At 48.6% G+C, this 12,917-nt stretch carries 9 protein-coding genes, 1 pseudogene and 1 riboswitch; of the genes and pseudogenes, 8 read left to right on the top strand and 2 right to left on the bottom strand.

Annotated elements, in window-relative coordinates:
• Positions 1 to 144: 144 nt before the first annotated feature.
• Positions 145 to 636 carry a hypothetical protein gene (locus PSE6802_RS0102790; RefSeq protein ID WP_225902631.1) on the bottom strand — a complete coding sequence of 164 codons (492 nt, stop codon included), beginning with the start codon at positions 634 to 636 and terminating at the stop codon, positions 145 to 147.
• A 383-nt stretch (positions 637 to 1,019) separates the two neighbouring features.
• Here PSE6802_RS0102790 and PSE6802_RS0102785 point away from each other — a divergent pair, with 383 nt between their 5' ends.
• The 8 genes and pseudogenes from PSE6802_RS0102785 to PSE6802_RS27475 all read left to right on the top strand — a co-directional run.
• Entirely contained in the window at positions 1,020 to 2,879 is a 1,860-nt protein-coding gene (locus PSE6802_RS0102785; RefSeq protein WP_019498546.1) for an AAA family ATPase, read from the top strand.
• 375 nt (positions 2,880 to 3,254) lie between these two features.
• Entirely contained in the window at positions 3,255 to 4,145 is an 891-nt protein-coding gene (locus tag PSE6802_RS0102780; protein ID WP_019498545.1) for a substrate-binding domain-containing protein, read from the top strand.
• 28 nt (positions 4,146 to 4,173) lie between these two features.
• Positions 4,174 to 6,474, top strand: coding sequence for a bifunctional diguanylate cyclase/phosphodiesterase (locus PSE6802_RS30705; RefSeq protein WP_162139192.1), 2,301 nt, complete (start codon positions 4,174 to 4,176; stop codon positions 6,472 to 6,474).
• Between the two features lie 61 nt (positions 6,475 to 6,535).
• Positions 6,536 to 6,615: riboswitch (adenosylcobalamin-variant (AdoCbl-variant) riboswitch) on the top strand.
• Between the two features lie 51 nt (positions 6,616 to 6,666).
• On the top strand, positions 6,667 to 7,830 hold the full coding sequence (locus tag PSE6802_RS0102770; RefSeq protein WP_019498543.1) for a sirohydrochlorin chelatase: 1,164 nt from the start codon (positions 6,667 to 6,669) through the stop codon (positions 7,828 to 7,830).
• A gap of 227 nt (positions 7,831 to 8,057) precedes the next feature.
• Positions 8,058 to 9,293: an LL-diaminopimelate aminotransferase gene (locus PSE6802_RS0102765; protein WP_019498542.1), complete on the top strand. Its 1,236-nt coding sequence runs from the start codon at positions 8,058 to 8,060 to the stop codon at positions 9,291 to 9,293.
• Between the two features lie 188 nt (positions 9,294 to 9,481).
• Entirely contained in the window at positions 9,482 to 10,021 is a 540-nt protein-coding gene (locus PSE6802_RS0102760; RefSeq protein ID WP_019498541.1) for a Uma2 family endonuclease, read from the top strand.
• A 47-nt stretch (positions 10,022 to 10,068) separates the two neighbouring features.
• Positions 10,069 to 10,284, top strand: a complete 216-nt coding sequence (locus tag PSE6802_RS33070) for a hypothetical protein (protein ID WP_202950668.1) — start codon at positions 10,069 to 10,071, stop codon at positions 10,282 to 10,284.
• 116 nt (positions 10,285 to 10,400) lie between these two features.
• Positions 10,401 to 10,853 (top strand): annotated as a pseudogene (locus PSE6802_RS27475) (Uma2 family endonuclease); the annotation flags it as partial.
• Positions 10,854 to 11,064: 211 nt separating this feature from the next.
• Here PSE6802_RS27475 and PSE6802_RS0102750 read toward each other — a convergent pair.
• Positions 11,065 to 12,915, bottom strand: coding sequence for an asparagine synthetase B family protein (locus PSE6802_RS0102750; RefSeq protein WP_019498540.1), 1,851 nt, complete (start codon positions 12,913 to 12,915; stop codon positions 11,065 to 11,067).
• Positions 12,916 to 12,917: the final 2 nt, after the last annotated feature.

The raw sequence follows: 12,917 nt of genomic DNA, 5'->3' as shown, positions 1-12,917 counted from the left end.
ATAGAATTTGCTGGATAGTTGTTTGTATACATTTATTTAATAATTATAGGTGATGCCCACTCCATGCAGGTAGCAGGCTTAACTTTTTGGGATTACCCCATACGGAGCTACTCGTCGCACTTCTCGATCGCGGCGATCGCCAGCTTAATTACAGCCATAAACAGTTAGTTGGTAGGTAGTACCGATCGCATTGTCTATGCCGCCAATTAAGGCATTTACCTGGTACGGTTGGGAGCTAGAACGAGGAGTAGCAGAAAGTTTTAGCGTTTCGCCAGCTTTGATATCAGTCGTTTGCTTGTAAAACTGGTCGAAGGTGTTGTTGCTGTATTTTAGATTGAGTTCAATGCCATAGGTGACATTGCTTTCGGGTGTTATGGTTACCAGATAGCGTTTGAAGGATCTGCCGCCAGGAACGGCAAAATCAGTATTCCAGTTGTTACCGTAGCTGACAAAGGGTACGAACGGGATAAACGGAACGCTAGGCGGCGTGACAGTTTTTATCTGAGTAGTGCCATTGCCCCCAACTACTTCGAAAGCTTGGCATTGTTCAGCGGCATGTGTCGGCGCGATCGCCCCGATTGCACCAATTAAAAGCTGGAATAACAGGGATAAACCTAACGGTTTAGAATTCATCATCTTTTGAGGACTGCACGTAGAAGACAGGCAAGCTAAATCATTTCGTTGCACTTCTCAATTGCGGCGATCTGAACTTTTGCGAAGATGCTTGAGAAATTCTGGATAATTCTCTTTAAGGTTAGTCGTACAAAAATGCTAAGTCAAATCATTGATTGACAAATTAGTTAAATGCTTTAGTCTTAGGCTAGCAATTACTACCGCATACCAAAAAGGTATGCAGTGCTTGCAGTCTCTAGCTGTAACGAACAATGAAACCTTAGCTTAGTTGCTTTTTCGTTCTCGATCTCGGTTTTACCCAAGCGATCGCTTGCTTAGTGCCAAATTCCGATTGAGAGGATAGTATGAGTACTAAGGCAAACTAACTTTCTGGCGGGAAATGCATCATGAGCGACGACAAAAAGGACATTTCATTTGAAGTTAAAGGGCTAGAGTCCATCGTAGACGAAGTCAAACAGCTATTGAATCTCGATCAGCTAATCGACCTCGCGCAGAAGATCGATGCCAAAACGGAGTCAGGTGAAGTGAGAACCAACGTCCATATTTCTAGCCGTCCGCTCAGCAGTATTCCCCGTCGCGGCAATATGCCTCGCCCTGCCTATACGAACAACGACAGCGAAGCCACCAGCAGCACTCCCACTGTAACTCCACCCGATCCTAAAGCGCCTCCCGTCAGCCTCGAACAAACCGTAGGCGGATTGGGCAACATGCTAGCTCAACTGCGCGATCTAGTCGAAATTCCGCTCAAACGCCCCGATATCCTCGCAAAACTCGGCCTTGAGCCGCCTAAGGGCATCCTCCTCATGGGGCCACCGGGAACGGGCAAAACCCTGACGGCGCGATCGCTAGCTAATGTTCTGGGCGTTAACTACATATCGATTGTAGGGCCAGAAATTATTGGCAAGTACTACGGCGAAGCCGAAGGCAAACTGCGCCAGGTATTTGAAAAAGCGGCAAAATCCGCGCCTTGTTTGATTTTTATCGATGAAATCGACGCACTAGTACCCAACCGCGCCAATGTGGAAGGCGAGGTAGAAAAACGCCTGGTGGCGCAGATGCTGGGGTTAATGGATGGATTTTCCGCTAGCAAGGGCACGATCGTGCTGGCCGCAACTAACCGTCCCGATGCCATCGATCCAGCCCTACGCCGTCCCGGTCGTTTCGATCGCGAGATCCTTTTCCCCGTTCCAGATCGGCAAGCTAGAAAGGAGATTCTGGCAATTCATACCCGTAATATGCCGCTAGCCCCAGATGTGAGTATTGACGAGCTATCAGATCGAGCGTTGGGGTTTGTCGGTGCGGATATTAAAGGCTTGTGTCAGGTGGCGGCCTATAAAGCGCTCCAGCGACAGGTACCCGATCTATCACAAGTTCCCGACGATCTACAGGTAACGAAGGAAGACTTCGACCATGCCCTCACGCAAGTGAAGCCAGCGGTGCTGCGATCGCTACAAATCCAGTCACCTCAAGTGGAGTGGTCGGAAATCGGTGGCTTAGAGCAGGTGAAGCAAACCCTGCAGGAGGCGGTAGCAGGGGCATTATTGTCGCCGGAACTGTACGCCCACACGCGCGCCCGCGCGCCCAGAGGCATCCTGCTCTACGGCCCACCCGGTACTGGCAAAACCCTACTGGCAAAGGCAGTCGCCACCGAAGCCAAGGCCAACTTTATCGCGATCGCCGGACCAGAGTTACTCACCAAATGGGTAGGCGCATCGGAACAGGCGATCAGACAGTTATTTGCCCAGGCCAGACAAGCTTCCCCTTGCGTTATTTTTATTGACGAAATCGATACCCTCGCCCCCGCTAGAGGTAGCTATCAGGGTGACAGTGGGGTCAGCGATCGCACGATCGGACAACTGCTGACGGAACTGGATGGCGTGAAGTCTTCTGAGGGCATCCTCTTAGTAGCGGCAACCAACCGGAAGGAATCCCTCGATCCGGCACTCTTGCGATCGGGACGGATCGAACTGCACATGAAAGTCGATCTGCCCAATGCCGAGGGTCGTCGCAGCATTCTGTCGGTACACAATCGCGATCGCCCTTTGGCAGAGGATCTAGATTTAGATCGATGGGCCGAGCGTACGGAAGATTGGAACGGCGCAGATCTAGCATTTTTGAGCAATCGCGCCGCGATTTCTGCCATTCGTCGCCATCAACTCGCCCCCAACGGCGACATCAAGGATCTGCGCATTACGCATACGGACTTCGAGCAAGCTTTTGCCGAGATCGAGCAACAACGCGAATAAATTCAGATAGATCCGATCTCTCCGAATTGCCCTGCCGACCGCATTCTGGGTTTGCTAGGGCGATTTCTTATTTGGGAAGGGATAGGGAGGCAACTGGCGGTTAAACAAACGGTAACTTCTGGGTAATCTTAATTAGGAATCGGGAAAAACACCCCGTTTCTGGGCGTGTCGTTACTAAACGAACCCCGAGCTTACGTCAGTTCGCCAGACCTCACGTTAAGCGTCTTATAGCCATAGACAGATCTAGATCTGTTAGGACAGGGGGGTGTGGGGGCTGCGCCCTCACGCAGGGGTGAAATCCCTGCACCCCGTCCTCAGCCTGTTGGCTATAGCTATAAATGATTACTGCTGTATTCAACTTGCCAACATTTACTAATGAAATCGCGATCGCTGAAACCTCTTTCAATATTTGCAGTATTTCTAACGTGGGGTTTGGTTAGTTGTACGCCCAGTCCAAGCTTGCAAACATCCCAACAATTATTTGATTCTCCCTCGAAAACTTCACAAATAACCGTATTTCGAGTATCGGGTTCGGGTACGGCTATACCAATAGTAAAGAAATTAGCCGAAGTCTATACCCAGAAACACCCCAATTCTCAACTCCAGTTTGAGTCAGGGACTAACTCAGGTGGTGCCATTAAAGGGGTGATTCAAGAAAAGCTGGATCTAGCAGTTGTCAATCGACCGCTATCTAAAGCTGAGTCCAAAGAAGCGATCGTCTACCAGCCCTTTGCTCGCGATGCGATCGCATTTGTCGCGCACAAACCAGTACCAACCAAAAATTTTTCCACAACCCAAATTCAGGATATTTATGCAGGTAAGTTGACAAACTGGCAGCAGTTGGGCGGTCAGAATGCCCCGATTATCGTCCTGGATCGAGACCCAGGCGAATCAGCACGAAAATTAGGGCTTTTACCATTTATGCAAAACCGTCCAGTGCAGGTACAAACCATTGTTCTATCTAAAGCTAAGGATATGGTGGAGTCCCTCGACAGTACCCCCTATGCTTTTGGGTATTCTTCCTTAGGGTTAATGCAAATCCTGGATCCGCAGCATGTCGAGGTTCTCAGTCTAGATGGCACGTTACCCAGCGTCGATACGGTAGCTGGGGGTAAGTACCCGTGGTATCTAACCTTGGGACTAGTTCATCGACGCAATCCAGCCCCAGAGTTGCAAAGCTTTGTTAATTTCGCTGTCGGTCCCGAAGGAAGACAAATCGTAGAGAAATATGGATATGCAGGCGTTAATAGCAAAGCTACGCCCTAGGCGGCTGCGCGCGAGGTTGCTTGCGCCTGTGATTGTATTGGTAGCAGCAGGCTCGGTTGGCATCAGCCTGGTCGAAGACATTGCTACTCACTGGCAAATAAAACTCCTGACCGAACAAAAAGGCTCGCTCGTACTGCAGGGCATATTGCAGCGCCTGCAAGATCGCAAGAAAGCTAAAGCACTATTTGTAGAGCTACTAGCAGAAGAACCCAACCTTGCTACCTCGATCGAAAACAAAGACACGAGGCAACTAACTCAACTTCTATTACCCTTAAAAATTAAGCTAGGCATAGACTTTGTCAAAGTATATGATGACCAACAGCGTAATTTATTACTCCTGAGCAATAGCGGCAACAATAGTCCTTCGTCTTTAATTGATGATTCTTTAACAGGTCTAACGAAAATCAGTACTTTTGTCAGCAAGGAAGGACTGGCAGTAGTTGCCTCAGCCCCAGTCAAAGGAGTGCACGGGATCGCGGGTGTAGTTATAATTGGCTCTCTATTAAACGGCGAAGACCTCGAATCTTATAAGGGGAAAGATCCTGTCGATTTAGCATTATTTCAGGATGGCAGTTTAGCCAATATTACCTCTGTTCAGCCAGAGGTGATGAACTTGCTAAAACAGTCCAAATTTACTCTGAACCAGCTAGAAGACATTAATAAAATTTTATCTAAATATAACTTCCACGCTGTTGCTCAAGAACTAGATAATGGTGGGTTGCTGCTAGCTTTAATTTCTACCCAAGATTTAGTCTCGGCGGCCAACCAGCGCAAAACGCTCGAGCTACTTGGATTGATGGGATTATTAATGGTACTTTTACTGGTTGAGTTGCTGCTGGCTCGCGACATTGCCCAGCCGCTAGAATCAATGGTTGATACTACTCAGGACATCATTCACGGCAACTACAACAGACTGGTACCATCTAGCAATATTCAAGAACTGCAGGAACTGGGAAAAGCGATTAACTATCTAGCAAAGCAGTTGCAAGTGCAGATTTCCAAGCTTACGTATCAAGCATTTCACGATCCTCTCACCAACCTACCCAATCGCCCTTTGTTTGAGGATCGCTTGCGTCGGGCATTAGTACGCGCTCAGCGCAGTCCGAATACGATCGCCGTGCTATTTCTAGATCTGGATGGATTTAAACTAATCAACGATAGTTTCGGCCATAAAGCAGGCGATCGCCTGCTCGTGCTAGTGAGCGAACGCTTAGATAGCTGCTTGCGAGATGAGGACACCTTGGCACGGTTGGGAGGTGATGAATTCACGATTTTGCTTGAGAACATCCAGGATATGGAGGATGCCACCTCAGTTGCCCGGAGGATTGCGAAACAACTGGAGTTACCTTTCAGTTTAGAAGACCATGAAATATTTATTTCGGCTAGTATTGGCATAGCCATCAGTACGGGCGATCGCAGTCGTCCAGATGACTTTCTCCGCGATGCCGATGCGGCAATGTATGCAGCCAAGAAAAATGGTAAAGCTACCCATCAGGTCTTCAATCTCAATATGGCATCCCAGGCACGACAGCAGTTGCTCTTGGAAGCCGATCTGCGTCGAGCGCTCGAACGCCAGGAATTTAGGGTTTACTACCAGCCAGTAATACATTTAGATACTGGCAAGATTGTTGAGGTAGAAGCACTGGTGCGCTGGCAGCATCCGCTACGCGGCTTAGTGCCACCTCTAGATTTTATCCCTTTGGCAGAGGAAACGGGACTAATTATGCCATTGGGACAGTGGATCTTAGAGCAAGCCTGCAAACAGTTGCGAGTTTGGCATTTGCAATATCCCAGCGACCCACCTCTAGTTGTAGGCGTGAATCTCTCAGCCAAACAGTTTCAGCAATCTCAATTAGAAGATAAAATTGCTGCGATCCTGCAAGAGCAGAATTTGGAGCCAGGTAGTTTGAAGTTGGAAATCACAGAAAGCGCGATCCTGAGAAATACAGATGCCAATCTTGACTTACTCCGCAAACTAAACGACCTGGGAGTGCAATTGGCCATTGATGATTTTGGTACTGGTTTTTCTGCCTTAAATTACTTAAAGCAATTTCCCGTAGACACCCTCAAGATCGATCGCGGTTTTGTAAACGGACTTGGTAGTAATCCCGAAGACACCGCCATCGTTCATGCCATTATTGCTTTTGCTAAAGCCCTAAATCTGGGCATTACAGCTGAGGGAATTGAAACTGCCAATCAATTAGCCATCCTGCGGGAATTAAACTGCGATCGCGGTCAAGGCTATTATTTTAGCAAGCCACTGCCAAGTGAGGCGATCGACCACCTGCTGGCTTCTAACCAAGCTGTCGATAGTCGTTTCTTGGCATGACCTTAACGATTAATTTCAGGTTTTTGCATACTTAGCGGTGTATGCTCAATAAGCACACTGTGATTTGCAAGCCTGTGGGGAAAGTTTGGTGCAACCCCAACACTGTGCCGCAGCCGTAATAGTCGGAATGCTCGCAGGATCTTGTTGGATCGCTCTATTTCTCGCGTTGCACGAGAAAGGAGTTTTGAGTTTATGTTAGAAAGTTCCGTCAATACTTTACCGCTAAATTCTATTAACACCCCTGTCATTCAACCGCAGCCATTACTGCTAATCGGTCATGGCACAAGGGATGCTGACGGTAGACAGATGTTTTTAGATTTTGCCTCGGCCTACCAAGACTTCGATCGCAGTCGCCCAGTTATTCCTTGTTTCCTGGAGCTAACCGAACCGAGCATTGCCGAGGGCGTGGAGCAATGCCTGGCAGCAGGTTATACGGAAATGACAGCACTACCGTTACTGTTGTTTGCCGCCCGTCACAGCAAATTTGACGTTACCAACGAGTTAGATCGCATCCGCCAACAGCACCCCGAAATTAAATATCGCTACGGCAGGCATCTGGGAATTACACCTTTACTCGTCGAGTTGTGGCGCGATCGCCTCGCCACCTTCGATCGCAGCGATCGCAATCCCGATCGCATCAGTCGAGAGGATACGGTAATTCTCTTTGTGGGGCGCGGCTCCAGCGATCCCGATGCCAACAGCGATGTATGTAAATTGGCGCGGATTCTGTGGGAAGGCAGTGGCTATAAGACAGTAGAAGTTTGTTTTATAGGCATTACCCATCCGCGCTTAGAAGAAGGCTTCCGTCGCGCCATGTTCTACCAACCCAAACGCATTATCGTGCTGCCATACTTCCTGTTTACTGGCGCGCTGGTGAAGAAGATTTTTGCAGTCAGCGAGCGGATGCGATCGGAATATATTTCCCATTCAGATTTATTAGAGATTGTAAATCTAGATGAGATTGGAATAGATCCGATTTTGTTTGAAATTCTGCGCGATCGCGAAATCGAAGCGCAGCAGGGCGAAGTCAAGATGAACTGCGAGATGTGCAAGTTCCGACTGGCAGCACTATCCAGTCATGGCGATTCGGGTCATCACCATCACCATCATGGGGAATCCCATTCCCATGCTCATCACCACAGTCACGAACACAGCCACGAACACAGCCACGATCGAGAAGGCGATCGCGAGCATTCCCATCATTCCCACGAGCATATCCATACTCATCGAGATCGAGAAGGCCACGAGTCCGGTCATTCGCACGATCGCGAAAGCAACGGCGATGTAGGCATTATGTGGCAAGATATCTATACCGATCCCGATACGTATCATGCTAGGGCTTGGCAAGTACCATGAAGTATCTCATCGTTTTGCCAAAAGCTTCCTGAGTCCGCTTAGGCGGACTTTGTTTGTGTAGCCGCGCCTTCAGTCGCCAGGCAATGTATAGCTATAGCCAACAGGCTTAGGACGGGGTGCAGGGGTTCCACCCCTGCGTGGGGGCTGCGCCCCCACACCCCCTGTCCTAACAGATCTGTCTATGGCTATATCGGATAAAATTCCCTAATATTTAACGTTCTGCAATTATGGCAACCATTAACAACAACTACCTCAAACTCAAAGCTGGCTACCTATTTCCTGAAATTGCCCGACGGGTTAATGCCTTTGCCGCTGCCCACCCCGATGCCAAAATTATTCGACTGGGGATTGGCGATGTGACGGAGCCGTTACCCAGTGCTTGCCGCGATGCCATGATTCAAGCCATTGCCGATATGGGCAATCGCGATACATTTAAGGGTTACGGCCCCGAACAGGGCTATGCCTGGTTGCGCGAAAAAATTGCTGCCCATGACTTCCAAGCGCGGGGCTGCGATGTGGATGCTTCAGAAATCTTTATCTCCGATGGCTCTAAGTGCGACTGCGGCAATATCCTTGATATTTTTGGGGATGATAACGCGATCGCGGTTACCGATCCCGTTTACCCAGTTTATGTCGATACCAATGTGATGGCGGGACATACGGGCGATACTAACGAGCGCGGCGAATACGGCGGTTTGGTATATTTGCCGATTACTGCCGACAATAACTTCACCGCCGAGATTCCCAGTCAGAAAGTGGATCTAATTTATCTCTGCTTTCCCAATAATCCTACAGGTGCTACTGCCACTAAGGAACATCTCAAAGCCTGGGTAGACTATGCCAGAGCGCATGGCTCCATCATTTTCTTCGATACCGCTTACGAAGCATTCATAACCGATCCCAATCTTCCCCATTCGATTTATGAAATAGAGGGAGCGAGGGATTGCGCGATCGAGTTCCGTTCCTTCTCCAAAAATGCTGGCTTTACCGGCACGCGCTGCGCCTTCACGGTCGTACCCAAAAAACTAACGGCAAAAGCTGCTGACGGTTCGGATGTGGAATTGTGGAATCTGTGGAATCGCCGTCAATCTACCAAGTTCAACGGTGTTTCGTATATCGTTCAACGCGGAGCCGAAGCCGTATATTCTGAAGCAGGTCAGGTACAGGTGAAGGAACTAATTGGCTTCTACATGGAGAATGCCAGAATTATCCGCGAGAAGTTAACCGCCGCAGGCATAGCAGTTTATGGCGGTGTTAACGCCCCCTACGTCTGGGTTAAAACTCCCAATGGACTATCTAGTTGGGATTTCTTTGATAAGCTATTGAGCAGTTGTAATGTGGTGGGAACGCCTGGTTCTGGGTTTGGAGCAGCGGGCGAAGGCTATTTCCGCATCTCAGCATTCAATAGTCGCGAAAACGTGGAAGAAGCCATGCAGCGCATTGCCGACAAATTTACGGTGTAACATTAAGTAATGAGGTGGATACATTCACCTCCTCATTGACTGCCAAAAGTCCTGAAAAGCCCAGATTATTGTAGGGGCGGTTTTTGCCGAAAAGCTTTGTATTGAAAGCGTTTGATTGCTTACTAAACCCGCCCTTACAGAGATTGGTCAGTCAACCAGATTCACCTCATTGCCTATGCCCTTACACTATGCTTACTACAGAGCAACTTACACTGCAAGATTTTCTGAGGCTTCCTAGGATTGAGGAATCGCCAGCCTGGGAATTTGTAGAGGGAAAAGCCGAGCAAAAAACTATGCCTACACTTCATCATAGTATGTTGCAAAAGCGCCTAACTGCACTGATAGATCGGCTAAATTCGCCCTATGAAGCATTTCCAGAACTTCGCTGCACTCTCAGCAACAGTTCAGTCGTCCCTGACATTACGATCGTTCACCGCGATCGCATTCCTTTAGAAAATACAGCGATCGCGGGCGCACCCGACTGGACAATCGAAATCCTGTCTCCAGAGCAGAGCACAACCAAGTTAATCGCTAAAATCCAAACATGTATGCGGGAGGGAACGCAACTTGGATGGTTAATCGATTCGTCCGAGCAGGTAATTATGGTGCTATTCCCCGATCTGCGTGTTACCTTGTGTCAAGGGAGCGATCGCCTACCTACCCTACCAGATATCTCTTTAGACTTGATGGCCGAGCAAGTATTTGATTTGCTCAGGGCACCGCAATAATCCGCAATAAACTTGACTATGTATTATTTCCCTAATCGATTAATAAAATGACTCCGACAACTCCTGTTTTTAAACCAATTAGTCAAATGCACCTCGCACCAGGGAGTGTCGTTACAATTCCCCATGTCAGTTGGGAAGAATTTGAAGCGATTCTACAGGAGTTAGGAGAAAAGCGTGCCGCTCGCATTGCCTACTACCAGAGTAATTTAGAAATTATGGTTCCCCTCCCCGAACATGAAAGACCAAAAGATCTCGTTGACTGACAAAAGTCCTGAAAAGCCCAGATTATCGTAGGGGCGGGTTTTGCCGAAAAGCTTTGTATTGAAAGCGTTTGATTGCTTACTAAACCCGCCCTTACAGAGATTTGTCAGTCAACCAGCCAAAAGATTTAGTCTCAGATCTAGTCAAACTCCTGCTAAGAAAGGCAGGAAAAAAGTACGAACCGTTTGGCTCCACTACTTTTAAGCGCGATCGTACGGCAGGGATAGAACCAGATGCGTGCTTCTACATCCTCAATTATCAGTGCATAATCGGTCGTCGTCACCTCGAACACGGCGATCCACCTCCAGATCTCGCGATCGAAATCGATGTCACTTCCAAAACGACTATCGATACCTACGCGGTGATCGCTGTACCGGAAGTATGGATATATGGCAATGGTAAGCTCGCAATCTATCTACTTCAAGATGGGCAATATATTCAATCCGATACTAGCCCCACTTTTCCGGGCATTCCCCTTACACAGCTTATTCCTGTTGCAGTAGAAAGATCTTGGCAAGTAGGGAGCGTACAGGCTTTAGAGGAGTTTGAAGCTGCGATCGATCTCTTATAGCGCTTTTCAAGCTTACCGTCGTCTGACCAAAATTCAATACGGGCGATCCGGACAGGTTTTTAGGGTAGCTAATGCCTTACTGGCTGGTACGGTTTTAACCTGCGCAAGCTCCTTCGATTCTTCGCCGACAATCCTATCCACTTCTCTCCTGCTTCCGTTTGATTTTTCTTTTTTCAGGGACGACTAACTATTATGGAGAATCGCACAGATATCAATATCGGCTCTCACGCCTAACAGACCAATGGGTAAGCAGTGTAGCCAGCCGAAAAAAGTCATAGGGTTGCTTTGCCCAGTCTTCTAGGGAAATTTGCCAGGGATCGCTACCCCATAGTTCGCCGAGCAGCGAGCGATCGCTATGCGGAGCATCATGCCACATTTGCTTGAGGATGGGACTGTGCAACACATACCACCCAAGATTAGGCCAGGAGCCTTCTGTTGCTAGCTGCTGCTCGCCCCCCTTGGCAGTCTTGTTTAGTCGGCGTAACACCCAACTTCTGACAAAAACAAAGAACTTTTCGGGATTAGAGGCTCCAGGTCGCCATCCATAGTTGGCATCAACAATTTCATTCCCACAAATTTCTGCAACCACCTTGCCCCAAAGCCGACCATTCAGTTTCCAAGCAGCGGGAATGCGGCTATAGAGATCGACTAGCGATCGATCTGACATAAAAGAGTCGTAAGGAAAGGCTCGGAACATAGCTTGTCCTGACATAGCAGAAGGATAGCAAAGCGGTCGCACCCGACGATCTTCTACTCTCAAGCGATCGAGATCCGAGCGTAGCTGAGTTGGGGTATTGGCAAACCAGCGCTCAAAGCGTTCCGCAATTTGCGCTCTAAACTGTGGAGGGGCATCGCGCGGCTGAAAATTGGAATAAGGAAGTTGGTAATCATCTCGTTGCGACTTATAGTGCCAGAACGGTAAATCTTTGCCCAATAACTTGTAGTGCTGTCGCTCTAGAGCATCGCCTTTGTACAACAAGTCGGCAACACAGGCCGAGAAAACGGTCTGAACTCCACGTTCAGCGAGTAGATCCAGCGTGCCGAGAAAATGGTTATCTTCTAACGACCACATAGCTCCTGACACGCTAACTCCTAACTTCATCCATTTTGGGTAGTAGTCAGCCTCTCTAGCAAAGCCAACATATTTCACGTGAGCGGCTTCGCACAGTTCCTTTGCCAATCTGGCTTCACGATTCGGTACGTCATAGAGGTTAATACCTAGCACAGATTCTGGATTGGTGGCAGCAAAGGCTAACAGCCTCGAGTCCAAACCACCACTGATATAAATGGCAGCAGGACTAAGTCTGGGCAATGTGCGGATCCGAATGGCATGGCGGATAGCATCGGCAAATTGCTGAGTAGCATCTGATAGATTGCGAAGGAATCCTTCTGTAAAAGGTTGCCAGTATTCCCGTGCTTGGAAAGTCTGCTCGCTCAGATTCCAGCATAGATGCTGAGCCGCACCAGCATATTTGATTTCCTGGTAGTAGGTATGTGGGGGTGCAGCCTGCCAATCTCGCAGAAACTCCGCCATTGATATATAGTCAGGCGAAGTATGGACAGTTGAATCGTCAGCGATCGCATCGGGGAAAGTGGAAATTACGCAACCAGGGATGGAGTGAGGCGAGTATAGAAATAAGGGATAATAACCAAGATTATCAGTAACTATGTGCAGGCATTGCGATCGCGGCTCCCACACTACCACTACTGCGGCACCATTAGGATGCTCCAGCGCTTTAATGCCCCCATTAAGATACTGCTCTAACAGGAGCCGATTGCTCAGACCGCCTTCATAGGTATGGAGAGTTTCCGCATATTGCCATTTTTTTTCATCCCATGCTACACGGCCAGATGTGAAGATGTGCACGCCTGTTTGCGGGTGATAAGCGGGGGCAAATAGGAGAGGTGGATCGTTACTGACCCAAGCAATCCCCAAATTGACCGCTTGCGCTTGGTCTATAAATGTCTCCATATACTCACGCTCAAAAAATGTGAGTCTTGCTGCTGCCCCTGCCATGCGGTCAGATTGGGCATTCCCAATGGTGATATACAAGCCAGCCATTA

This window comes from Pseudanabaena sp. PCC 6802 (genome assembly GCF_000332175.1).
Lineage (GTDB): Bacteria > Cyanobacteriota > Cyanobacteriia > Pseudanabaenales > Pseudanabaenaceae > PCC-6802.
The sequence above is the reverse complement of the archived record's forward strand: the minus strand, read 5'-3'. Positions and strand labels throughout refer to the sequence as shown.

Coding starts and splice junctions, on each gene's coding strand:
- PSE6802_RS0102790 (WP_225902631.1), bottom strand. CDS start 636: ATGATGAATTCTAAACCGTTAGGTTTATCCCTGTTATTCCAGCTTTTA.
- PSE6802_RS0102785 (WP_019498546.1), top strand. CDS start 1,020: ATGAGCGACGACAAAAAGGACATTTCATTTGAAGTTAAAGGGCTAGAG.
- PSE6802_RS0102780 (WP_019498545.1), top strand. CDS start 3,255: ATGAAATCGCGATCGCTGAAACCTCTTTCAATATTTGCAGTATTTCTA.
- PSE6802_RS0102770 (WP_019498543.1), top strand. CDS start 6,667: ATGTTAGAAAGTTCCGTCAATACTTTACCGCTAAATTCTATTAACACC.
- PSE6802_RS0102765 (WP_019498542.1), top strand. CDS start 8,058: ATGGCAACCATTAACAACAACTACCTCAAACTCAAAGCTGGCTACCTA.
- PSE6802_RS0102760 (WP_019498541.1), top strand. CDS start 9,482: ATGCTTACTACAGAGCAACTTACACTGCAAGATTTTCTGAGGCTTCCT.
- PSE6802_RS33070 (WP_202950668.1), top strand. CDS start 10,069: ATGACTCCGACAACTCCTGTTTTTAAACCAATTAGTCAAATGCACCTC.
- PSE6802_RS0102750 (WP_019498540.1), bottom strand. CDS start 12,915: ATGGCTGGCTTGTATATCACCATTGGGAATGCCCAATCTGACCGCATG.